Here is a 22864-nt window from a genome sequence, read left to right on the forward strand (position 1 = left end):
AAGATGCATCCTTGCTCGATCAGGGGTTTTGTTGGGTCACCTGGTTGCCACGGATGACCTCGATCGCGCGCCGAGGCATCGGCGTTTGTTTATTGCCGGCAGGGAGGTTTACCGGGGCTTCGCCCAGTGCCAGTTGGTTGAACTGGAATAGCTGGCGGTTGCTGGTCTGCAGGTTGGCGGCCGAATCGGTTTCGCCGGCCCAATACTTGGCCAAGCGCTGTTCTTCGTTGCTGCGTACGGCCAGGCGCAGGGTGCCGGCCTGCGTCGCCAGCATCAGGCGGCTCAGTAATTGTTCAGGGACCGCCAGCACAATTGTGCGTGCGCCAAGCCGACGTTGATCTTGCTTGAGCTTCTCCTCGGGGCTGGCGGCGGGGGTGGCAGGCTTGCCGTCATTGGTCAGGCCGAACTGTTCGCCGACACCCAGTACGCGCATCGCCGGTATTACGATCTGCGCTGTCTGTTGCGCGTTGCTCTGGTCCTGGCGCAGGTACAGCAGGACGTCGACATAGTCGCCAGGTAGCAGTTGCCCGGCAGCGCCGACTACTTCGTCCACGGCGACGGCCAGTGCACGTTCATCGGGGTGGATCATGCGCGCCAGCGGGCCGCCGGCCTCGAAGCTTTCCTGGTTCAACCAGGTGCCCGCACTCAAGGGGCGCCATGGGGTTCGGCCAATGGCCTGGTCGAGGCTGTTCAAGCTGCCAGCGGGAGCGCTGCGCAGTTGCTCTAGTGCGAGGTCGGCGGCAGTCAGCGCAGTGAACGGCGGCACATCGCGCACCAACACCACTACGGGGTGGCGAGTCTGCTCTTGGGCCTGGGCGACGGTTTTTTCCATGACGCTGGGTGTGGCGAGAGCTACGGCAGGACTGGCCGAGGGTGCAGCAGGGACAGATTGGCGACTCAAGACCAGCCCCCAATATCCGACGATGATGGCTGCGACCAAGAGAAGCCCAGCCAGGCCCATAGTGATACGACTGTTCATGACGGCTCTCCCTTTCCTGCTGCAATACCGGCTCGTTCAGGTCAACGAGATCACTTCGCAATCAGGCAGCTATGAACATTCAACGATTTGGCTATTTGAAGGTAGTGCAGCTAATCCAAAATGCCATTACGCATAACTAAATAGCCCATAAAATGAGGAAGTGCCTGTAAATACGGCCTTTTTTTTCCAACAAAGTTAGTGTTAATACTTTCTGATTAGTTGCTTCTTACACTTGTTGGGGTGGAGCTTGTTGACAATGCTCTGCTGGCAGAGAGCAATCATGTTGCAGCCCTGCTACATCAGCGCCCCGAGCGCCAAGGAGAAGTCTTATGTTCCTTCAGAAACTGATCGTTAAAACACGTCGTTTTTTTCGTAGAACCGAGGGGGCTTCAGCGATTGAGTACGCGCTGATTGTGGCGATGGTGGCGTTGGTGGTGATTGTGTTTGTACCGCAAATCAGTGGGTCGATTACTGGTACTTTTACTAAGGTTGCGGAGGGGCTCGCCGAGCAGCTTCCGGCAGCTCCGGCAGATCCTGATTAACCCTGATAGAGCCGCTCAACTGCAGTGTGTTTTTCAGTCATCAACACTGTCACAGGAATCACCCATGAGTGCGTCTTCTTCCCCGCGTCAACAGTTGCTTCTGGTGGACGATGAAGAGGATGCGCTCCTGGAGCTTGCCGAACTGCTGGAGCTCGAGGGTTTTTGTTGTTTCACCGCAACCACGGTCAAACTTGCCTTGCAGCAGCTCACTCGCCATCCCGATATCGCGCTGGTCATCACCGACTTGCGCATGCCCGACGAAAGCGGCCTGTCGCTGATCCGTCGCCTGCGCGAACACACTGCCCGTCAGCACCTGCCGGTGATCGTCATCTCGGGTCATGCCGACATGGCCGATGTCAGCGACCTGTTGCGCTTGCAAGTGCTGGATCTGTTCCGCAAACCGATCTATCACCAACGCCTGCTGGATACCCTGGACAATCTGTTCCCACAAGCGGCTCCTGCCGGCACAGCGCGCATTAGCTGAATCCGCCGCCAGAGTGCGACAGCCCCTTAACTGCCAGACACACTCAAGCCAGCTGTTTGGGGCGCTATACTGCGCACCTATTCGAGTCCTTGGAGATCTACATGCCGGCCCCCGTCTGGTGGTTACTTTGTCTGCCGTTAGTGGCAGGCGCCTTCCTGCCGCTGCAAGCCGGGATCAACGGCCAGTTGGCCAAGCAGGTTTCCAGTGTGCTGTCTGCCGCGTTGATTTCGTTTTTTGTCGGCACCATGGCGCTGTTGATGCTGGTGCTGATCCAGCGTGAAACCCCGACCCTGGCAGCGCTCAAGAGCCTGACCTGGTGGCATTGGAGCGGTGGTTTGCTGGGTGCGTTCTTCATTACCACTGCCGCGTTTGCCGGACCGCGCATCGGCGCGATGCTGTTCATGGCACTGGTCCTGGCCGGGCAACTGGGCATGGCGCTGGCGCTGGATCATTTTGGTTGGGCAGGGTTTCGCGAGGCCCCCATCAGCGCCGGCAAGATTGCCGGGCTGGTGTTGATTCTGGCGGGGGTGTTCCTGATTCGGCGCGGTTGAGCGCTCAGGCCAGCGGCTGCCAATGGCCGTGCATATGCTGCAGCGCGCCGTGGCCGTTCAGTTGCAAGTCGCCACTTGAGCCCGCCGCGCTGGCCAGCAGGATCACCTCGCTGGGCAGGCGCACCGGTTTGTTGAACTGCACCGCAATCTCCAGGTTCGAGCTGGGCAGATGCCCACTGAGCGCCGCCAGGGTGCGCGCCTTGATCCAGAGCCCGTGGGCGATCGCCTGGGGAAAACCGAAGAGCCGGGCACTCAGTGCGCTCAGGTGAATCGGGTTGTAGTCTCCCGAGACCTTGGCGTACTGCCGGCCAATTTCGGTCGGCGCCCACCAGCGGCTGACCTCGTCGATATCCTGGGTGTCCTGCGCGATGGGTTCCGGCAACTCGCCCGCAAGCTTCACGCCTTTGCACAGCATCCGGCTTTCGGCTTCCCACAGCGGCCCCAGGGCATCGTCCAGGCGGGTGATCAGGTCGAACGTCGCGCCCTTGGCGTGGGGTTGCAGGTTCTGCACGTGGACGCTGGCCCGGACTCGACTGAGCCCGCCCAGGGGTCGCAGCAGGCGAATGCGGTTGGCCAGGTGGACCAGTCCCAATAGCGGGAAGGGGAAGGCCTGGGCGGTGAGCAACTGCAATTGCAGACCGAACGCCAGCACATGGGGATAGGTCGGCGGCAGCAAGCCGTTCTCGGTAAATCCACAGACCTTGCGGTAGGCCGCCACTGCCTGGGGGTCGACGTTGAGCCAGGCGCGCAGACCGTCATCGGGCAGGACGCTGCCGGTGATCTTGCGTCGCGTCGCGGCCCGCCAATACAGCTCGGGCAGCTTTGGTGTGCCCGCTACAACCTGCCAGTTCGTCGTCATGCTCAGGCTCCCAGGACACTTTGGCCACAAACCCGCAGCGCTTGCCCGCTGACCGCGCCACTGCCGGGCTGGGCCAGCCAGGCCACGGCTTCGGCGACGTCCTGGGGCAGGCCACCCTGGCCCAGGGAACTCATGCGCCGCCCGGCTTCGCGCAGGGCGAAGGGGATGTGTGCGGTCATCTGGGTTTCGATGAACCCCGGCGCCACGGCGTTGATGCTGATCCCGCGCTCGCCGAGCAGCGGCGCCCAGGCCTGGGCCAGGCCGATCAGCCCGGCTTTGCTGGCGGCGTAGTTGGTTTGGCCACGGTTACCGGCGATGCCACTGATCGAGGCCAGCAGGATCACCCGGCCGTGGTCCTGCAGGGTGCCGCTGTCGAGCAGGGCCTGGGTCAGCACTTGCGGGGCATTGAGGTTGACGGCCAGCACCGCATCCCAGAATTCCGGGGTCATGTTGGCCAGGGTCTTGTCGCGGGTGATGCCTGCGTTGTGCACCACGATGTCGATGCCCTGGGGCAACTGTTCGATCAGGCGTGCAGCGGCATCTTCGGCACAGATGTCCAGGGTGATGCTGTTGCCTCCCAGGCGGGCGGCGAGGGCTTCGAGATCGCTCTTGGCTGGGGGCACGTCGAGCAGCACGACCTCGGCGCCATCGCGGGCCAGGGTTTCGGCAATCGCCGCGCCGATGCCGCGCGCGGCACCGGAGACCAGGGCCCGGCGTCCCGCCAGTGGCCGGGTCCAGTCCTGGACTTGGCTGGCGCAGGCGTTGAGCCGCACTACCTGGCCGCTGACGTAGGCACTTTTCGGCGAGAGGAAAAACCGCAGCGCGCCTTCGAGTTGTTCTTCGGCACCGCTGCCGACATAGAGCAATTGCAAGGTGCCGCCGCTGCGCAACTCTTTGGCGAGGGAGCGGCTGAAACCTTCCAGGGCCCGTTGCGCACTGGCGGCGAAGGGGTCGCTGAGGCTCTGCGGAGCACGCCCGAGGATCACCACGTGGGCGCTGTGGTCGAGGTTTTTCAGCAGTGGCTGGAAGAACTCGCGCAACTGCTTGAGCTGGCCGGTTTGCAGCAGGTCGCTGGCATCGAACAGCACGGCCTTGAGCTTGGGCCCATGCCCGGGAATCCATGCCTGGGCCACCAGCGGTTCGGCGCCGTAGCTGTAGATCTGCTCAGTCAGTTTGTTGGCGAAGGCCTGGACCCTGCTGGCCAGCGGGCCGCCGCCGATCAGCAGTGCGCCGTCCACCGGCCGCAGCCGACCGGCTTCCCAGCGTTCCAGGCGGACCGGCGACGGCAGGCCAAGGGCGCCGACCACGCGGTGGCCGAGGGACGAGTTGGCGAAGTCGATATAGCGGTCTGACATGGAACGCGCTCCAGCGGTTGGGGTTCAAAGTGTGGACCACGAATCGTCATCAGTCGTTCGATCCGCGAGATAAGGCCTACGCTTGTGGGTCATGGCTTTCACAGAATAGGAGCTTTTCATGACTCAGCTGCGCCGCGTCGCGATCATAGGCGCAAATCGCATCCCCTTCGCTCGCTCCAATGGCCCCTATGCCACCGCCAGCAACCAGGCGATGCTGACGGCCGCGCTCGAGGGTCTGATCGAGCGCTACAACCTGCACGGCCTGCGCCTGGGCGAAGTGGCGGCGGGGGCGGTGCTCAAGCATTCCCGGGACTTCAACCTGACCCGCGAGTGCGTACTCGGCTCACGGCTGTCGCCGACCACCCCGGCCTACGACATTCAGCAGGCCTGCGGCACGGGGCTGGAAGCGGCGTTGCTGGTGGCGAACAAGATAGCCCTGGGGCAGATCGATTGCGGTATTGCCGGCGGCGTCGACACTACGTCGGACGCGCCGATCGGGGTCAACGAAGGCTTGCGCAAGATTCTCCTGCAAGCCAATCGCGCCAAGACCACTGCCGATAAACTCAAGACCTTCCTGCAGTTGCGTCCCCGGCATTTGCTGCCCGAGCTGCCGCGCAACGGTGAACCGCGCACCGGCTTGTCCATGGGCCAGCACTGCGAGTTGATGGCGCAAACCTGGAATATTCCCCGGGCCGAACAGGATCAACTGGCGCTGGAAAGTCATCAGAAAATGGCCGCCGCCTATGCCGAAGGTTGGCACAACGACCTGATGACACCTTTCCTCGGCCTGACCCGTGACAACAACCTGCGTGCGGACCTGACCCTGGAAAAACTGGCGGCGCTCAAACCGGCTTTCGACAAGACTGGCAAGGGCACACTCACGGCGGGTAACTCGACGCCACTGACCGATGGCGCCTCCCTGGTGCTGCTGGGCAGTGAAGCCTGGGCGCAAGAGCGTGGCCTGCCAGTCCTGGCGTATCTGCGCGATGGCGAAGCGGCGGCGGTGGACTTCGTCAACGGCGCAGAGGGGCTGTTGATGGCCCCTGTGTATGCCGTACCGCGTCTGCTGGCGCGCAACGGCCTGACTCTGCAGGACTTCGACTACTACGAAATCCACGAAGCCTTCGCCGCGCAAGTGCTGTGCACCTTGAAGGCCTGGGAAGACGAGGACTACTGCAAGAGCCGCCTGGGAATTGACGGGGCATTGGGCTCGATCGACCGCAGCCGACTCAACGTCAAAGGCAGCTCCCTGGCCGCCGGCCATCCGTTTGCGGCGACGGGTGGGCGCATCGTCGCCAACCTGGCCAAGTTGCTGGACGTAGCGGGGCAGGGCCGCGGACTGATCTCGATCTGCGCCGCCGGGGGGCAGGGAGTGACGGCAATTATCGAGCGTTAGGCACCCCCAGCCCTTTGATCAGGTGCGGAACCTTCGCACCAAGCCATCCAGCTCATTGGACAACCCGGCCAGGCTCTGGGAGTCCAGGCGTGCCGAGTTCGCCAGTTCCGCCACCAGTTGCGCATCGCCATGGATCTGGCTGATGTGCCGGTTGATGTCTTCGGCGACCTGGTGTTGTTCCTCGGCGGCGGTGGCGATCTGGGTGTTCATGTCGCGGATCACGTCCACCGATTCGCGGATCTGCCCGAAGCTGTTGCGTGCCTCACCAATGCGGCTTACCGACTGCTGCGAGACTTGCAGGCTCGCGTGCATTTGCTGGGTCACCTGGCTGGTGCGTTTGGCCAGGTTGCCCAGCAGGCCGTCGATTTCCGCCGTGGAGTCGGCGGTGCGTTTGGCCAGGGCGCGGACTTCGTCGGCCACCACGGCAAAGCCGCGACCCTGTTCACCGGCGCGTGCCGCTTCGATGGCCGCGTTCAGGGCCAGCAGGTTGGTCTGCTCGGCGATGGAACGAATGGTGCCGAGAATCGACTGGATGTCATTGCTGTCGCGTTCCAGCTGTTGCATCGATAACGCCGACTGCTCGATTTCCTGGCTCAAACGGTCGACGCTGCTCACGGCGGCGTCGATCTGTTGCTGGCCTTCGTGGGCCTGGCGTTGACCGTTGTCCGCGGAATCGGCGGCCTGGCTGCACGAGCGGGCGACTTCGTTGGCGGTGGCGACCATTTCATGGAACGCCGTGGACACCATGTCCACCGCTTCGCGCTGGCGCCCAGCGGCTTCTGCCATCTCGCCGGACACTTGGGTGGCGTTGTGGGAGTTGGCGAGGATCTTGGTCGCGGCGCCGCCGATGTGCTGGATCAGGCTGCGAATCGCTGCCAGGAACTGGTTGAACCAACTGGCCAGTTGCGCGGTTTCGTCGCTGCCACGGACCTGCAGGTTCTGGGTCAGGTCGCCTTCGCCTTGCGCGATGCCTTCCAGGCCACTGGCGACACTGCGGATCGGCCGTACGATCAGGCTGGCGAAACTGGCCCCGACCACGGCGAAGATCGCCGCCAGGACTGCGGCGATGATTGCGATCAGCCAGGTCAACTGGGTGGCCTCGCTCATGACGTCGGCTTGCTTGATCAGGCCGATGAACGTCCAGCCCAGTTGCTCCGACGGCCAGACGTTGGCCATGTAGCGCTCGCCGTTCAGTTCGACTTCCACCAGGCCCTTGCCGGCCTTGGCCAGCTGCGCGTAACCCTCGCCCAGGGAGTTCAACGGCTTGAAGTTGTGTTCGGGCCGTTGCGGGTCGACCAGCACGGTGCCGTTGTTTTCCATCAGCATCAGGTAGCCGGTTTCGCCGAGCTTGATCTGTTTGACCAGTTCGGTGAGCTGGGTCAGCGTCACGTCGATACTGACCACGCCACCGTTAGGCCCCAACTGGTTATCGAGGGTGCGCACGGTGCTGACGTAGGTGGTGTTGTTATCGGTCCAGTAATAGGCCGCGGTGCGCAGCGGTTTGCCCGGGTTGGCCTGGGCGGCCTTGTACCAGGGACGCTGGCGCGGGTCGTAGTTGGTCAGTTGGGCGTCATCGGGCCAGGACACGTAGCCGCCGGCGCTGGTACCGACGATGGCATAGGCGTAGGCCGGGTGACTGTTGCCCAGGTTCTGCAGGAGGGCGAACACTTGCTTGTCCATCTCGCCCTGCGGGATGTCCGCCGCGTTGGCAGCCATGTAGGTCTTGAGGCTGGCGTCGGTGTTCTTGATCAGCGGTAGCGAGGCCAGGTAGTCGACGTTCTGGCTGATGCCGTCGAAAAACATTTGCATGGCGTTGCTGACCTGGCGGATCTCGCGACCGCTGCTGTCGACAAAGCTGTCCTTGGCATCACTGCGCAGGTTCATCACCACCAGTGTGGCAACCAGGACCACGGGCAAGCAGGCAATGATTGCAAATGCCCAGGTCAGTTTTTGTTTGATGTTCATCCGCGCTCCAGAATTGTTCTTATTGGCCGATTGTCAGACAAATCCTTTTGTCATGGATGACTTCGGCCGCTGGAGGGGGAAATTGAGGTTTTATTGGAAAAAAACCTACATGGTGCTGGCTCTTGGATTGCGCACTCTGTCGCAAATGCCTGCTAATCCGGCTGCTAACCTAAGTCAGAGTCTGAGCTATGATCTGCCCCGGTCCTCAGGATTGAGTGGATAAATCTGGCACATTGAGTGCATCCACAGGGTTCATAGGTCGGCAACCCCTCCCCGCCGTGAGTGGATTGCCGTATAACGAATGACTTTCGCGTGTTTGGTAATAAAGGACCCACAATAAAAGCTGATGAAGACTCCAAAACGCATTGAACCCCTGATCGAGGACGGTCTGGTCGACGAGGTGCTGCGCCCACTCATGAGTGGTAAAGAAGCAGCTGTTTATGTGGTGCGCTGCGGCAACGAATTACGTTGCGCCAAGGTTTACAAGGAGGCGAATAAACGCAGTTTCCGCCAGGCCGCCGAATACCAGGAAGGCCGCAAGGTGCGCAACAGCCGACAGGCCCGGGCCATGGCCAAGGGCTCCAAGTTCGGTAAAAAAGAAACCGAGGATGCCTGGCAGAACGCCGAAGTGGCGGCGTTGTTCCGCCTGGCCGGTGCCGGGGTTCGGGTGCCCAAGCCGTTCGACTTCCTGGAAGGCGTGCTGCTGATGGAGCTGGTGGCCGACGAGTTCGGCGATGCCGCTCCGCGCCTGAACGACGTGGTACTGGATGCCGATCAGGCGCGTGAATATCACGCCTTCCTGATTTCCCAGATCGTGCTGATGTTGTGTACCGGTCTGGTGCACGGTGACCTGTCGGAGTTCAACGTGCTGCTGACGCCGGACGGTCCGGTGATCATCGACCTGCCGCAAGCGGTGGATGCGGCGGGCAACAACCACGCCTTCAGCATGCTCGAGCGGGATGTGGGCAACATGGCCTCGTACTTCGGGCGCTTTGCCCCGGAGCTCAAGCGCACCCGCTACGCCAAGGAGATGTGGGCCCTGTACGAAGCCGGGACCTTGCACCCGGCCAGTATCCTGACCGGCGAGTTCGACGAGCCGGAAGAGCTGGCGGACGTCGGCGGCATCATGCGTGAGATCGAGGCCGCCCGCCTGGACGAGGAGCGCCGCCAGGCGATCCGCGCCGCAGACGACGCGCCACCGAGCAAAGCCGAAGAGCCGCCTCCGCCCTGGATGCAGTAACCGCGTGCAGCAAAAACCCGGCCTCGGCCGGGTTTTTTGTGGGTGCCTACAGGGTCAGCTATGAGCGGGTTTGGCGCAGCAGCCCGACGCCAGTTCCTTGAGGATCGGACAGTCCGGGCGGTGATCGCCCTGGCAGTGCTCCACCAGGTCCTGCAGGGTGTCGCGCAACTGGCCCAGCTCAAGGATTTTCTGGTTCAGTTCGTCGATGTGCTGGCGGGCCAGGGCCTTGACGTCGGCGCTGGCCCGTTGGCGATCCTGCCACAGGGCCAACAGCTTGCCGACTTCCTCCAGCGAGAAGCCCAGGTCACGGGAGCGCTTGATGAAGGCCAGGCTGTGCAGGTCCTGCTCGCCATACAGACGGTAGCCACTGTCGGTGCGGTGCGCCGGCTTGAGCAGGCCGATCGACTCGTAGTAACGAATCATCTTGGCGCTCAGGCCACTTTGCCGGGCGGCTTGGCCAATGTTCATTCCAGATCCTCCAGTTTTTTCGGCTTCCAGGTCTTGAGCAGCAGGGCGTTGCTGACCACGCTGACGCTGGACAGGGCCATCGCCGCACCGGCCATGACCGGGTTGAGCAAGCCGAATGCGGCCAGCGGGATCCCGATCAGGTTATAGACGAAGGCCCAGAACAGGTTCTGGCGGATCTTCGCATAGGTCTTGCGGCTGATCTCCAGCGCTGCCGGCACCAGCCGAGGGTCGCCGCGCATCAGGGTGATGCCGGCCGCGTGCATGGCCACGTCGGTGCCGCCGCCCATGGCTATGCCGATGTCTGCCGCCGCCAGTGCCGGAGCGTCGTTGATGCCGTCGCCGACCATCGCCACCACCCCGGTTTTCTTCAGTTCGGTGACGGTCGAGGCTTTTTCCGCGGGGAGCACTTCGGCGTGCACGTTGCTGATGCCCAGGGCTTGGGCGACCACCTTGGCGCTACCCCGGTTGTCGCCCGTCAGCAGGTGGCTGCCGATGTGCTGGCTGTTCAGTTCCTCAATGGCTTGCAGGGCGCCGGGCTTGAGGGTGTCGCCAAAGGCGAACAGGCCCAGTACCCGCAACTCGGGGCTTTGTTCGATCAGCCAGGACAGGGTCCGGCCTTCTGCTTCCCAGGCTGTGGCCGAGTCTGCCAGGGCCCCGGCGTTCAAGCCGCTTTCCTCGAGCATGCGGCGATTGCCCAAGGCCAATTGCCGGCCGTCCAGAGTGCCGGCAATGCCGCGACCGGTCAGAGACTGGCTGGCAGTGACGTCGGCCACGGCCAGCTCACGTTCGGCGCAGGCGTCCAGCACGGCCTTGGCCAGCGGGTGTTCACTGCCGCGCTGCAGGGCGCCGGCTTGTTGCAACAGCGTCGCTTCGTTGCCGTCGACGGCGCTGAAGTGGGCGATGCGCGGGGTGCCGGAGGTCAGCGTGCCGGTCTTGTCGAATACCACCACACTGACTTCGTGGGCGCGCTCCAGGGCTTCGGCGTCCTTGATCAGAATGCCGTGGCGGGCAGCGACGCCGGTACCGGCCATGATCGCGGTAGGTGTGGCCAGGCCCAGTGCACAAGGACAGGCGATCACCAGCACGGCCACTGCGTTGATGACTGCGGTTTCCAGAGGGGCACCGTACAACCACCAACCGATCAGGGTGGCCAGGGCCAGCAGTAGCACCACCGGCACGAACACCTGGCTGACCTTGTCCACCAGCTTTTGAATGGGCGCCTTGCCAGCCTGGGCGTCTTCGACCAGGCGGATGATCCGCGCCAGCACGGTTTCCGCCCCGAGGGCCAGGGTCCGTACCAGCAGGCGGCCTTCGCCGTTGATGGCGCCGCCGGTGACGCTGTCGCCGGGCTGCTTGGGCACCGGCAGGCTTTCACCGCTGATCAGGGCTTCGTCGGCGTGGCTCTGGCCTTCGACCACCTCACCGTCCACCGGGAACCGTTCGCCGGGCTTGACCAGCACCAGGTCACCGAGGCGCAAGGCACTGATGGCAACGTCCTGTTCGCGGCCGTCGATCACCTGGATCGCCCGCTCCGGACGCAAGGCTTCAAGGGCCCGAATGGCGCTGGCGGTCTGGCGTTTGGCGCGGCTTTCCAGGTACTTGCCGAGCAGGACCAGGGCGATCACTACGGCTGAGGCCTCGAAGTACAGGTGCGGTTCGGTGCCCGCGCTGGCGGTCGCCCACAGGTAGATGCTCAAGCCATACCCGGCGCTGGTGCCCAGGGCGACCAGCAAGTCCATGTTGCCGGCACCGGCGCGCACGGCTTTCCAGGCGGCGACATAAAAACGCGCACCGAAGATGAACTGCACCGGAGTGGCCAGGATGAACTGCACCCAGGCCGGGAGCATCCAGTGCAGGCCGAAGGGTTGCACCAGCATCGGCAGCACCAGTGGCAACGCCAGGAGCACGGCCAGCAGGACGCTCCAGCGCTCACGTTGCAGGCGCTGTTGCTGGTCGTCATTGGAGCGTTGCTCGGCTTGCCAGACGCTGGCGCTGTAACCGGCCTTGGTCACCGCATTGATCAGCACCTGCGGGTCGATCTGGCCGAGCAACTCCAGGTGTGCCCGCTCGCTGGCCAGGTTGACGCTGACGCTCTTGACCCCGGCCACCTTGTTCAACGCGCGCTCGACGCGACCGGCGCACGAGGCGCACGTCATGCCGCCGATGCTCAGTTCCAGGCTCTGGGCGGGAACGCTGTAGCCGGCTTGCTGCACGGCCTGCATCAAGGCCGGCAAGCTGTCGCGCGGGGCCTGGACACGCGCCTGTTCGGTCGCCAGGTTGACGCTGACAGAGGTGGCGCCCACGACTTTACTCAGCGCCCGCTCGACACGCCCGGCGCAACTGGCGCAGGTCATGCCGGCAATCGGCAGATCGAAGGTGGTGGAATCGGACATCGGTCTTACTCCCTGTAGAAATGACCTACAGGTTCAACCTTGCCATGCTGGCAAGGTCAAGCGCCATGTGCAAAACGCCACACCCCACAGGTCGGCGGGTAGCGGGAGTCAATAACCCAATGTCGCCGGCTTCAGGTACATGCCCTGGGCGTTCATGGCGACGCGGTACTTGTGGATATCTCCGGCGCGCAGGGTGATGTTCTGCGAACCGGGCGCGAGCATCCCGGGGTTGCAGCCGGGCACTTGGCCAGGCAGCAGTTTCAGGCGCAGGGAGAAGGTCCCGGGCGGCAGGTTGAACGAGGTGCTTTGCTCCTGGAACAGCCGCGCGGACAGCTGGTCCTGGATGTACACACCGATTTCGCACGAGGTCGCGACTTCCAGGCGCTCGCGCGAAATGATCAGTACCCCGTAGTCTTGCGCACTGGCCGGCGAGGCGGTGGCGCAAAGACTGAGCATGCCCAGTAGGCTGAAAGCGTGCCAGCGCATGGCTGAGTCTCCTGCTTGTATGTCATGGATGGCCAAGCTTGACCGAGCATGCGGTGCAATGCCAGCCCGGCCGTTCATCGCGGAACTTGACCTTGCCACGGTGGCAAGCTCAAGACTGCTGCCAACCCCATCAAAGGAGATGCCCCATGCAAGTATTCAACGTTCAAGGTATGTCGTGCGGTCACTGTGTCCGCACGATTACCCAGGCCCTGCAGGCCAAGGATCCGGCGGCCAGTGTGCGGGTCGACCTGGCGGCGAAGGAAGTGGGTGTGGAAAGCGGCTTGTCGGCCGAGCAGGTGATCAGTGCGATCAGCGAGGAAGGGTACGCGGTCAAACTGGCAGGATGAAAAATATTAGTTAGCGACCTATCGGAATGTTCAAGGCGTCCAAGCGCGGCTAGACTGTCGGGCTGCCGACTGATGTGAGCTGGACGCCTGATGAATTTCCGTACCATTCTGATTCTTGGCGCCTTGAGCGCTTTTGGGCCGCTGGCCATCGATTTCTACCTGCCCGCCTTTCCGGCCATGGCCGCCGCGTTCGGCACCGACGAAAAACACGTGCAGATGACTCTGGCCGCGTACTTCCTCGGCTTGTCGCTGGGACAGTTGGCCTATGGGCCGGTGGCCGATCGTTTCGGTCGACGTATTCCGCTGCTGGTGGGCGTGACCCTGTTCACCCTGGCTTCGCTGGCGTGTGCCTTCGCGCCGAGCCTGGATTGGTTGATCGCCGCACGTTTCGTGCAGGCCCTCGGCGGTTGCGCCGGGATGGTGATTTCCCGTGCGGTGGTCAGTGACAAGTGTGATGCGGTGGGCTCGGCGAAAGTCTTTTCGCAATTGATGCTGGTGATGGGCCTGGCCCCGATCCTCGCGCCGATGCTCGGGGGGCTGCTGGTCAACCTGCATGGCTGGCAGTCGATCTTCATCGCCTTGACCGCGTTCAGTGCCCTGTCAGCCCTGGCGGTGGCAATGGGCCTGCCGGAAAGTCTGCCGGCCAACCAACCACGCCAGCCATTGTCGGGCGCGCTGCGCCAGTACGGTCGGTTGCTCGCGGACAAGGTCTTCCTTGGGCACGCCCTGACCGGGGGCGTTGCGATCGCCGGGATGTTTGCCTACATCGCCGGCTCACCCTTCGTGTTCATCAAGCTGTACGGCGTACCGCCGGAGCATTTCGGTTGGCTGTTCGGCCTCAACGCGGCGGGTTTCATCCTGGTGGCGCAACTCAATGCACGCTTGCTGTCCAAGCGTGGGCCGGCGTTCCTGCTGGCGCGCGCGGTGTGGGTCTATCTGGCGGCGGGCCTGACCCTGCTGGCGGTCAGCACGCTGCACACCGAGCAGCTCTGGCCCTTGCTGATTCCGCTGTTCATTTGTATTGCCAGCCTTGGCTGCATCATTCCCAACGCCGCGGCCTGCGCCATGAACGGGCAGGGCGCGCGCGCCGGCAGTGCCTCGGCCATGCTCGGCTGCCTGCAGTTCAGTGTCGCCGCCGGGGCAGCGGCGTTGGTGGGGGTGTTGCACGACGGCACGGCCATGCCGATGGCGATGGTCATCAGCCTGTGCGGGATACTGGTGGTGAGCGTCGCGATGCTCACCCGTCGCCTGCAAGTCGTCCGGGCGGCGCAGGCCCAGGCTTGAGTCAGCCGGCCGCTCGTTGCTGGGGTTCAGGGAGGTAATGGGGGGCGTGCAAGCGGGCCTCGAGGGTCGAGGTAAAAGCCCGGGCTTCGGCTTCGGAGCGGAAGTTCACGGTCTGATTGTCCAGGCGTACTTGCCAGCGGGATTTTGCCAGTTCTTTTATCAGGATCTTCATTGCTGACCTCCGTGCGTAAAAGAGAGCATTGCGTGAGCTGTCGATTGTAGTCTCGAACTCACGCAAAATTGTGACACGGATCAACTCTCTGACTGACGGCGCCCCGCGCGCAAATTCGCGCGCGCGCGGGGCCCAGTCCTTCACATTCAGAAACCTTCGAGGACAATCTTGCCCTTGGCGGTGCCGCTCTCCAGCAACTCATGGGCCCGGCGCAGGTTGGCTGCATTGATGGTGCCGAAGTGCTCGCCGACGGTGGTCTGCAAGGTGCCGTCGTCGATCAACGCGGCGACCCGGTTGAGCAGCTTATGCTGCTCCAGCATGTCGGCGGTCTCGAACAGCGACCGGGTGTACATGAACTCCCAGTGCAGCGACAGGCTCTTGCGCTTGAGCTGGGTGATGTCCAGCGCCTTGGGGTCGTCGATCAGCGCGAGCTTGCCTTGGGGCGCCAGGGCCTCCACCAGTTGGGCGAAGTGCTGGTCAGTCTGGGTCAGGCTCGCCACATGCGTGACCTGGGGCTGGCCGACGCGCTTGAGTTCCTCGCTCAACGGCAGGCGGTGATCGATGACCAGGTCAGCGCCCAGGCTTTCTACCCAGGCGTGGGTTTGTGGGCGTGAGGCGGTGCCAATCACCTTCAGGGCCGTGAGTCGGCTGGCGAGTTGGGTAAGGATCGAACCTACGCCTCCGGCAGCTCCGACGATCAGCAGGCTTTGTCCTTCGGCTGTGTTGCCCTCGCGCACCTGCAGGCGTTCGAACAGCAGTTCCCAGGCGGTAATCGCCGTCAGCGGCAGCGCCGCAGCTTGGGCAAAACCCAGGGACTTGGGCATGTGCCCGACAATCCGTTCGTCGACCACGTGCAACTCGCTGTTGCCCCCGGCGCGGGCAATGGAGCCGGCGTAGTAGACCTTGTCACCGGGCTTGAACAGGCTCACGTCAGTGCCGACTGCCTTGACCACGCCGGCCACATCCCAGCCCAGGACTTTGGCGGCGCCGCCTTCAGGTGCGACGTTCTGGCGGACCTTGGTGTCCACTGGGTTGACGGAAATGGCTTTGACTTCCACCAGCAAGTCACGGGGACCGGCGACGGGTGCCGGCAGCTCGATGTCCTGCAGGGCGTTCGGGTCGCTGATGGGCAGGCTGTGGTAGTAGGCAATGGCTTTCATGGGCGGTAGGGCTCGGTGGTCTTGGGATGCAGCAGATGATTGGCTATTTATCTGCAAGATAAAACCCGCTAAAAGCACAGTCTCTTTCAATAGTTTTTTGATAATGCGAGGGCGCCGATGCTGCGTTTCGATGACTTGCTGCTGTTTGTACGGGCGGCTGACCTGGGCAGCCTGTCGGCGGCGGCGCGGGGTATGGACATGTCGCCGGCGGTGGCCAGCGCGGCGTTGAAGCGGATCGAGCAGCAACTGGGTGCGCGGCTGTTGGCGCGCTCCACCCGCAGCCTGCGCCTGACGGCAGAAGGCGAAGGGTTCCTGGTGTATGCCCGTGCGGCGTTGGGCCAGTTGGATGAAGGGCGGCGTTTGCTGGCGCGCGGCCAGGACCAGGTCAGCGGGGTCCTGCAACTGTCGGCCCCCTCGGACTTTGGACGCAATCTGTTGTTGCCGTGGCTGGACGAGTTCCAGCGTGAGCATCCTCTGCTCACGGTACGCCTGCTGCTGGGCGACCGGATCGCCGACCTGTTCCGCCAGCCAGTGGACATCGCCCTGCGTTATGGCGAGCCGGAAGACTCCAGCCTGGTGGCGCTGCCCATTGCCCCGGACAATCGCCGGGTGTTGTGTGCCGCCCCGCAATACCTGGCGAGGTGCGGCGTACCGCGCCAGTTGGAGCAACTGGCCCAGCACAATTGCCTGCTGTACATGCTGGGCAGCCGGGTACACGACCACTGGAGCTTTCACGATGGCAAACGGGACGTGAGCCTGACGGTCAGCGGCGATCGTTTCAGTGATGACGCCGATGTGGTGCGCCTGTGGGCGGTGGCGGGGGCCGGGATTGCCTACAAGTCCTGGCTGGACGTGGCCGCCGATGTGCTGGCCGGACGCTTGACGGTGTTGCTGCCGGAGCTGCAGGGAGAACGTGCACCGCTGAATTTGTTGTGCGCTCATCGCGCCCAATTGAGTAAGCCGGTGAACCTGCTAAAAGAAATGCTCAAGCGTCGATGTGAGCATTTGAGTGGTCAATTTTCGACAAGATTTGTCGTGAGCCATTAATCGCACTCACATAGCGAAATTTCACTCAGCAGCTATCAGCTTTGGCGGTTTCCCCGGGGCAGGAACCGTCGTTCATCACGCTTATACTAGCGCCCGCCTGGGGTCGCGAACCCAGGCAGCCTTGCTCGATCCCCCGGTTTGCGCAGCAGAAAATCACTGGGATGGATTGAGGATTTCGAAGAAGTTTGTCGCGTTAACTGATTTTTTAGCCCGGTTTTTGGCGGTTATCACGCCTTGGCCGGCATTCTATTACTGATCAAGATGTCCCCCGAGCAGTAGACAAATGATTCAACAGGGAGTGAATACATGGAACATGCACCTTGCATCAGTCAGATCGCCACACTACTGGCTGACCCGAAGCGTAGCGCGATGATGTGGGCCTTGATGGATGGGATTGCCCGGCAATCGGAGGAACTGGCATTGCTGGCCGGTTTGTCGCCGTCCTCGGCCAACGCCCATCTCGGGCGTTTGTTCAGCGGTGGACTGTTGAAGATCGAGGAGCGTGGACGCAAGCGGTTCTACCGACTGGCCGCGCCGGAAGTCGGGGCGGCGGTCGAGGCGTTGGCCAGTGCCACCCTCGCCAGTTCGCCGGGCAACATTGCCCAGGTATTCAAGCGTACCAGCGCGCTGGCCAAGATCCAGGCAGCCCCGTCGTCGCTGCTGCGGGCCCGCCTCTGCGAGGAGCACTTGGGCGGTACCCTGGCGGCTGATCTGTTTCAGCGCCTGCTGGATGCGGGATGGATCGAGCAATTGGACAAACGCATCATGGTGACCCACAAGGGCGCCATTCAACTGGCCAGCCATGGGGTCTTCGTCCAGGCATTGGCCCATAGCAACTCGCAAGTGGCCTGTGCCTGCCCCGACTGGAGCGAGCGTCGACCGCACCTGGGGGGCACATTGGGGGCCGCGTTGTTGCAGTTGTTCATCCAGTCCGGCTGGCTGAGTGTGTCCGGCGATTCACGGGCCTTGCAGGTGTCCCCGACCGGTGTCCGGGAACTGGAACTGTTCGGCAAAGTGCCTGAGCTGGAAATGGCCCTTTAATCGCCGTTGCGATCGACGTCTGCAGCCGCCGGTTCAGACGTCGCTCAGGGCTGTTGCCAGGTCGTATCCAGCAATCTTCCACCCCGGCGTTCGCGCACACTCGATCCGCGGATTATCGGATCGGGGGACGTGGCATGGATACACAAGGCTACAGTGCGGCAGAACGTCTGGAACGGTTACCCATCAGTGGGTATCACCGAGTCATTTTCATCATCATTGCCCTGGCGTTTTTCTTCGACTCCATGGACCTGGCCATGATGACTTTCCTCCTGGGCTCGATCAAAGCCGAGTTCGGCTTGAGCACGGCACAGGCCGGGTTACTGGCCAGTTCGAGCTTCTTCGGCATGGTCCTGGGGGCATCGTTGTCCGGCATGCTGGCGGACCGTTTCGGGCGCAAGCCGGTGTTCCAGTGGAGCATCGTGTTATGGGGGATCGCCAGCTACCTGTGTTCCACGGCGCAAACCGTCGAGACCCTGACCTTGTTTCGTATCCTGCTGGGGATTGGCATGGGCATGGAGTTTCCGATTGCCCAGTCGATGTTGTCCGAGCTGATTCCGGCCCAGCGGCGTGGGCGTTACATCGCCTTGATGGATGGCTTCTGGCCGCTGGGGTTTGTCGCGGCGGGGGTGTTGTCGTATTTCCTGTTGCCCGTGATCGGCTGGCGCGACATCTTCCTGGTGCTGGCGGTACCGGCGGTGTTCGTGCTGGCGATCCGTTTCTTCATTCCCGAATCACCGCGCTGGCTGGAGCAGGCGGGGCACAATGCTGCCGCCGACAAGGTCCTGCTGCGAATCGAGGACAAGGTCCGGGCCTCCCTGGGACACGCCGATCTGCCGACGCCGATTCGCCTGCCCAGGGCCGAGCACCGTCCCGGCAACTTCTTTAGCGCCTTGCGGCAAATCTGGTCGCCGCTGTATCGCCAGCGCACCATGATGATCTGGAGTGTCTGGTTCTTTGCCCTGCTCGGTTTCTACGGCCTGACGTCCTGGCTCAGCGCGCTGCTGCAACAATCCGGGTTTGCCGTGACCCAGTCGGTGTATTACACGGTGCTGATTTCCCTCGGCGGGATTCCCGGGTTCCTCATGGCGGCCTGGTTGGTGGAGCGCTGGGGGCGCAAGCCGGTGTGCGTCATCACGTTGCTGGGCGGTGGGGTGATGGCGTTTTTGTATGGGCAAAGCGCGGTGTTTGGCGGCAACGTCAGCCTGCTGATCGGCTCGGGGCTGTTGATGCAGTTCTTCCTGTTCGGCATGTGGGCGGTGCTCTACACCTATACCCCGGAGCTGTACCCGACTTCAGCGCGGGCCACGGGGTCCGGATTTGCCTCGGCGATTGGCCGCGTGGGTTCGTTGCTGGGACCGTTGGTGACAGGGTTGGTGTTCCCGATCACCGGGCAGGGCGGAGTCTTTGCGTTGGGCGCGATGTGCTTCGCGATTGCCGCAGTGGTGGTCTGGTTGTTCGGGATGGAGACGCGGGGCAAGACCCTGGAGGAGTTGACCGAGGCCGTCTGAAAAGATCGCAGCCGCGCAGGCTGCGATCCTTTGTATTCAGGGTTTTACCAGGCGGGCATCCAGGCTGTTCTGCGCCAGGCGTTTAGCCTGGTCCTGGGTCATGCCCAGGTCGGTGTACAACGCGTGGAAGTTCTCGGTCACATAACCGCCAAAGTACGCCGGGTCATCGGAGTTCACCGTGACCTTCACCCCACGCTCGAGCATGTCGAGGATGTTGTGCTGGGACATGTGGTCAAACACGCACAGCTTGGTGTTGGACAGTGGGCAGACGGTCAACGGAATCTGCTCATCGATAATCCGCTGCATCAGGCGCTCGTCTTCGATAGCGCGCACGCCATGGTCGATGCGCTGGATCTTCAGCAGGTCGATGGCTTCCCAGATGTACTCCGGCGGGCCTTCTTCACCGGCGTGGGCGACGGTCAGGAAACCTTCGTGACGAGCACGGTCGAACACTCGCTGGAACTTGCTCGGCGGGTGGCCCATCTCGGAACTGTCGAGGCCGACAGCGACAAACGCGTCACGGAATGGCAGCGCCTGGGTCAGGGTTTTCTCGGCTTCTTCTTCGCTCAGGTGGCGCAGGAAGCTGAGGATCAGGCCGCTGGTGATGCCCAGTTGCTGCTCGCCGTCTTTCAGCGCGCTGGCGATCCCGTTCAGTACCACTTCGAAGGGCACACCGCGGTCGGTGTGGGTCTGCGGGTCGAAGAAGGGTTCGGTGTGAATCACGTTCTGCGCCTTGCAGCGCAACAGGTAGGCCCAGGTCAGGTCGTAGAAGTCCTGCGAGGTGCGCAGCACATCGGCGCCCTGGTAATACAGGTCGAGGAACTCTTGCAGGTTGTTGAAGGCATAGGCCTTGCGCAGGGTCTCGACGTCGTCCCAGGGCAGGGCGATCTTGTTGCGTTCGGCCAGGGCGAACAGCAACTCGGGCTCCAGCGAGCCCTCCAGGTGCAGGTGCAGTTCAGCCTTGGGCAGGGCGTTCAGCCAATCGTACATGTGCGGTTCTCATCAGGTGCTTATGGCGCGCATTCTACAGATGCCCGTGCAAACATTGAGTAAAACCTGACCAAGCGGTTCAGCCCGGGACCTGTGGCAGCACGCTTGCTCCCACAGGGGGCGAGGGGTTACTTCGGCATCTCGGCCTGCATGCCTTCGACGTAGTAGTTCATCGACGCCAGTTCGGCATTGCTCGCGCTTGCGCCCGCCGGGATTTTTTCGCTGCCGGCCTGGTCTTTGATCGGACCGGTGAATGGATGGAACGCGCCGCTCTTGATGTCGGCGATGATCTGCTCGGCTTCGCTTTTCACTGCTGCGGGCACCAGGTCGCTGATCGGCAGTTGAACGGTGCCCTCTTTCAGTCCACCCCAGTAATCCTGGGACTTCCAGCTGTGATCGATGACGCTTTGCGTGGCCTGGATGTAGTGCGGGCCCCAGTCGTTGACGATCGAGGTGAGCACCGCTTTGGGGCCGAAGTGGGCCATGTCCGAGGCGTAGCCCACGGCATACACACCGCGCCGTTCGGCGGCCTGGATCGGCGCCGGGCTGTCGGTGTGCTGGAACACCACGTCGACGCCCTGGTCGATCAGGGCGTTGGCGGCGTCGGCTTCCTTGCCCGGATCGAACCAGGAATTGACCCACACCACTTTGATCTCGGTGCCGGGGTTGTATTTGTTCAGGGCCAGTTGGATGGCGTTGATGTCGCGAATGACCTCGGGGATCGGGAAGGAGGCGACGTAGCCGATCTTTTTGCTCTTGGTCATCTTCGCTGCGAGAAAACCGCCGACGTAGCGTCCCTCATAAGTACGGGCCAGGTAGGTGCCGAGGTTCTTGTCCTGCTTGTAGCCGGTGGCGTGTTCGAACGTCACCTGGGGAAATTGCCGGGCGACTTTCAGGGTCGGGTTCATGTAGCCGAAGGAGGTGGTGAAGATCAGGTCGTATTGCTCCTTGGCCATGTTGCGGATCACCCGCTCGGCGTCCGCACCTTCGGCGACGTTCTCCACGTAGCGGGTGCTGATCTGTTCGCCGAATTTCTCCACCAGCGCCTTGCGCCCCTGCTCATGCTGATAGGTCCAGCCGTGATCGCCGATCGGGCCGATGTAGACGAAGCCAACTTTCAGCGGATCGGCCGCACTGGCGGTCAGGCTGGCGCCCAGACCAAGGGCGGTGACGACGGCGCAAAGCAGCGTGTGCAACGGACGTTTGTGCATGAATGGAGCTCCAGGGTGTTTTGGGGTTGGCCAGGTCAATGCAAATTACTGACCAACAGGACAACTAATGCCGTCCAACCCGGCACAACCCATCGCGGGCAAGCCTTGCTCCTACGGGTTAATCATCGTGCAGGTGTCGGGAAGGCCAAAAAAGTGCGCCCCGCGCACCAACTGCCATGCAACGGTGCGCTAAGGTTCAACGGAACATGGGCGTGACGTTGCAGTCAGTCACTCATCGCCAAGGCTTTGCTGGCTTCGGTACACGGGACCGTAATGCTCACCTTCCTCAAGCAAGAAAAGGTTCTCCTGCTGGCGCTGCTGGCAGCATTCGCCGCCTTTCCCCTGGAGCACTGGTTGCTGCACAGCGGGCAGGTGATCGCGCTGGCCGGCGGCATGGCGCTGATAGCCTTTATCGTGATGGCCTCGATGCGTGTCGCCCATCACGCCGAACTGCTGGCGGAAAAAGTCGGTGATCCCTACGGCACCATGATCCTGACGCTGGCGGCGGTGCTGGTGGAGGTGGTGATCCTGGCGATCATGATGAGCAACGAGGCCTCGCCGACCCTGGTGCGCGACACCATCTACTCGGCGGTGATGCTCGACATCAATGGCATCCTCGGCCTGTCCGCATTGATGGGCGGGATCAAGCATGGCGAGCAGTCCTACAACGATGACTCGGCGCGCACCTACAGCGTGATGATTCTCACGGCGATGGGCGTGTCCATGGTGGTGCCGGAGTTCATTCCCGAAGCTGACTGGAAGATCTACTCGGCCTTCACCATCGGCGCGATGGTGGTGCTCTACACCCTGTTCCTGCGCATGCAGGTCGGTCCCCACAGTTATTTTTTCAGCTACAGCTACCCGCAAAAACGCCGCAGGAAGGAGCCCGAACAGGAGGAAACGGCGATCAGTCTCGGGCTGTCCATTGGTACCCTGGTGTTTGGCGTGGTGGTGATCGGCGCCTTGGCCGAGGTGATGTCCAAGACGCTTGACCTGGGGCTGGAGGGGACGGGCGCTCCGCCGGTGTTGACGGCGATCGTGGTGGCGGCGATTTCCGCGGCGCCGGAGATCCTTACGGCCTTGCGCGCGGCCTTGGCCAACCGCATGCAGTCGGTGGTCAACATTGCGTTGGGGGCGTCGTTGTCGACGGTGATTCTGACGGTGCCGGTGATGGAAGCCATGGCGCTGTACACCGGCCAGCCGTTTCAGATGGCCATGACGCCAGTGCAGACCGTGATGGTGTTCATCACCCTGATCGTCAGTGCGATCAACCTCAACGATGGCGAAACCAACGCCATCGAAGGGATGACTCACTTTGTACTGTTTGCGACCTTCATTATGTTGTCGTTGTTGGGGCTCTAGCGGCTGCGCTGGCGCGCCAGCGCA

The 22864-nt window shown here is 62.7% G+C and carries 22 protein-coding genes and 1 pseudogene; 11 read left to right on the forward strand and 12 right to left on the reverse strand.

Annotated elements, in window-relative coordinates:
* Positions 1–19 precede the first annotated feature (19 nt).
* Positions 20–979 carry a Flp pilus assembly protein CpaB gene (cpaB, locus tag ACM6IP_RS10535; RefSeq protein ID WP_414861453.1) on the reverse strand — a complete coding sequence of 320 codons (960 nt, stop codon included), beginning with the start codon at positions 977–979 and terminating at the stop codon, positions 20–22.
* 329 nt (positions 980–1308) lie between these two features.
* Here cpaB and ACM6IP_RS10540 point away from each other — a divergent pair, with 329 nt between their 5' ends.
* From ACM6IP_RS10540 to ACM6IP_RS10550, 3 genes are all read left to right on the forward strand, one after another.
* Positions 1309–1521, forward strand: coding sequence for a Flp family type IVb pilin (locus ACM6IP_RS10540; RefSeq protein WP_414861454.1), 213 nt, complete (start codon positions 1309–1311; stop codon positions 1519–1521).
* Between the two features lie 64 nt (positions 1522–1585).
* Positions 1586–2005 (forward strand): response regulator, encoded by a 420-nt coding sequence (locus ACM6IP_RS10545; protein WP_414861455.1) that lies wholly within the window; start codon positions 1586–1588, stop codon positions 2003–2005.
* A gap of 101 nt (positions 2006–2106) precedes the next feature.
* Positions 2107–2556 carry a DMT family transporter gene (locus ACM6IP_RS10550; protein WP_095170204.1) on the forward strand — a complete coding sequence of 150 codons (450 nt, stop codon included), beginning with the start codon at positions 2107–2109 and terminating at the stop codon, positions 2554–2556.
* 4 nt (positions 2557–2560) lie between these two features.
* Here ACM6IP_RS10550 and ACM6IP_RS10555 read toward each other — a convergent pair whose 3' ends face one another.
* Both ACM6IP_RS10555 and ACM6IP_RS10560 read right to left on the reverse strand, forming a co-directional pair.
* Positions 2561–3415, reverse strand: a complete 855-nt coding sequence (locus tag ACM6IP_RS10555) for a MaoC family dehydratase (protein ID WP_414861456.1) — start codon at positions 3413–3415, stop codon at positions 2561–2563.
* 2 nt (positions 3416–3417) lie between these two features.
* Positions 3418–4770: a 3-oxoacyl-ACP reductase gene (locus ACM6IP_RS10560; protein WP_414861457.1), complete on the reverse strand. Its 1353-nt coding sequence runs from the start codon at positions 4768–4770 to the stop codon at positions 3418–3420.
* Between the two features lie 118 nt (positions 4771–4888).
* Between ACM6IP_RS10560 and ACM6IP_RS10565 the strand changes: the two genes are divergently transcribed.
* The gene (locus tag ACM6IP_RS10565) at positions 4889–6166 is read left to right on the forward strand and encodes an acetyl-CoA C-acetyltransferase (RefSeq protein WP_414861458.1); all 1278 of its coding nucleotides are present in this window, start codon (positions 4889–4891) and stop codon (positions 6164–6166) included.
* Positions 6167–6184: 18 nt separating this feature from the next.
* On the opposite strand, the gene ACM6IP_RS10570 is transcribed toward ACM6IP_RS10565, so the two are convergent.
* Positions 6185–6952, reverse strand: coding sequence for a methyl-accepting chemotaxis protein (locus ACM6IP_RS10570; RefSeq protein ID WP_371917605.1), 768 nt, complete (start codon positions 6950–6952; stop codon positions 6185–6187).
* Between the two features lie 90 nt (positions 6953–7042).
* Positions 7043–8131: pseudogene (locus tag ACM6IP_RS10575) on the reverse strand (cache domain-containing protein); the annotation flags it as partial.
* Positions 8132–8477: 346 nt separating this feature from the next.
* Between ACM6IP_RS10575 and ACM6IP_RS10580 the strand changes: the two are divergent.
* A complete protein-coding gene (locus tag ACM6IP_RS10580) occupies positions 8478–9371 on the forward strand; it encodes a PA4780 family RIO1-like protein kinase (protein WP_095170209.1) in 894 nt (297 codons plus the stop codon).
* Between the two features lie 54 nt (positions 9372–9425).
* Here ACM6IP_RS10580 and cueR read toward each other — a convergent pair whose 3' ends face one another.
* From cueR to ACM6IP_RS10595, 3 genes are all read right to left on the reverse strand, one after another.
* Positions 9426–9839, reverse strand: a complete 414-nt coding sequence (cueR, locus tag ACM6IP_RS10585; RefSeq protein ID WP_095170210.1) for a Cu(I)-responsive transcriptional regulator — start codon at positions 9837–9839, stop codon at positions 9426–9428.
* Complete coding sequence (locus ACM6IP_RS10590) at positions 9836–12232, reverse strand: heavy metal translocating P-type ATPase (RefSeq protein WP_320333572.1); 2397 nt, start codon at positions 12230–12232, stop codon at positions 9836–9838. The genes cueR and ACM6IP_RS10590 overlap by 4 nt, the downstream gene beginning before the upstream one ends.
* Positions 12233–12340: 108 nt before the next feature.
* Positions 12341–12718, reverse strand: a complete 378-nt coding sequence (locus tag ACM6IP_RS10595; protein WP_159993597.1) for a hypothetical protein — start codon at positions 12716–12718, stop codon at positions 12341–12343.
* A 146-nt stretch (positions 12719–12864) separates the two neighbouring features.
* Here ACM6IP_RS10595 and ACM6IP_RS10600 point away from each other — a divergent pair, with 146 nt between their 5' ends.
* Both ACM6IP_RS10600 and ACM6IP_RS10605 read left to right on the forward strand, forming a co-directional pair.
* Complete coding sequence (locus ACM6IP_RS10600) at positions 12865–13065, forward strand: heavy-metal-associated domain-containing protein (protein ID WP_095170213.1); 201 nt, start codon at positions 12865–12867, stop codon at positions 13063–13065.
* 90 nt (positions 13066–13155) lie between these two features.
* The gene (locus ACM6IP_RS10605) at positions 13156–14349 is read left to right on the forward strand and encodes a Bcr/CflA family multidrug efflux MFS transporter (protein ID WP_095170214.1); all 1194 of its coding nucleotides are present in this window, start codon (positions 13156–13158) and stop codon (positions 14347–14349) included.
* Position 14350: 1 nt separating this feature from the next.
* Here the strand turns inward: ACM6IP_RS10605 and ACM6IP_RS10610 are convergent, their stop codons facing one another.
* A complete protein-coding gene (locus ACM6IP_RS10610) occupies positions 14351–14521 on the reverse strand; it encodes a hypothetical protein (protein WP_174244562.1) in 171 nt (56 codons plus the stop codon).
* A gap of 146 nt (positions 14522–14667) precedes the next feature.
* A complete protein-coding gene (locus ACM6IP_RS10615; RefSeq protein ID WP_414861459.1) occupies positions 14668–15681 on the reverse strand; it encodes a zinc-binding alcohol dehydrogenase family protein in 1014 nt (337 codons plus the stop codon).
* 117 nt (positions 15682–15798) lie between these two features.
* On the opposite strand from ACM6IP_RS10615, the gene ACM6IP_RS10620 reads away from it, so the two are divergent.
* From ACM6IP_RS10620 to ACM6IP_RS10630, 3 genes are all read left to right on the forward strand, one after another.
* Positions 15799–16728, forward strand: coding sequence for a LysR family transcriptional regulator (locus tag ACM6IP_RS10620; protein WP_159993603.1), 930 nt, complete (start codon positions 15799–15801; stop codon positions 16726–16728).
* 306 nt (positions 16729–17034) lie between these two features.
* Positions 17035–17769 (forward strand): ArsR/SmtB family transcription factor, encoded by a 735-nt coding sequence (locus ACM6IP_RS10625; protein WP_095170217.1) that lies wholly within the window; start codon positions 17035–17037, stop codon positions 17767–17769.
* A gap of 134 nt (positions 17770–17903) precedes the next feature.
* Complete coding sequence (locus tag ACM6IP_RS10630) at positions 17904–19277, forward strand: MFS transporter (protein ID WP_414861460.1); 1374 nt, start codon at positions 17904–17906, stop codon at positions 19275–19277.
* Between the two features lie 36 nt (positions 19278–19313).
* Here ACM6IP_RS10630 and ACM6IP_RS10635 read toward each other — a convergent pair whose 3' ends face one another.
* Both ACM6IP_RS10635 and ACM6IP_RS10640 read right to left on the reverse strand, forming a co-directional pair.
* Complete coding sequence (locus ACM6IP_RS10635; RefSeq protein WP_159993607.1) at positions 19314–20267, reverse strand: adenosine deaminase; 954 nt, start codon at positions 20265–20267, stop codon at positions 19314–19316.
* 128 nt (positions 20268–20395) lie between these two features.
* A complete protein-coding gene (locus ACM6IP_RS10640) occupies positions 20396–21478 on the reverse strand; it encodes a BMP family ABC transporter substrate-binding protein (protein WP_095170220.1) in 1083 nt (360 codons plus the stop codon).
* Positions 21479–21751: 273 nt separating this feature from the next.
* Between ACM6IP_RS10640 and ACM6IP_RS10645 the strand changes: the two genes are divergently transcribed.
* A complete protein-coding gene (locus ACM6IP_RS10645; RefSeq protein ID WP_401130277.1) occupies positions 21752–22840 on the forward strand; it encodes a calcium:proton antiporter in 1089 nt (362 codons plus the stop codon).
* Positions 22841–22864: the final 24 nt, after the last annotated feature.

The organism is Pseudomonas sp. IT-P176, from assembly GCF_949767245.1.
Taxonomy (GTDB): Bacteria; Pseudomonadota; Gammaproteobacteria; order Pseudomonadales; family Pseudomonadaceae; genus Aquipseudomonas.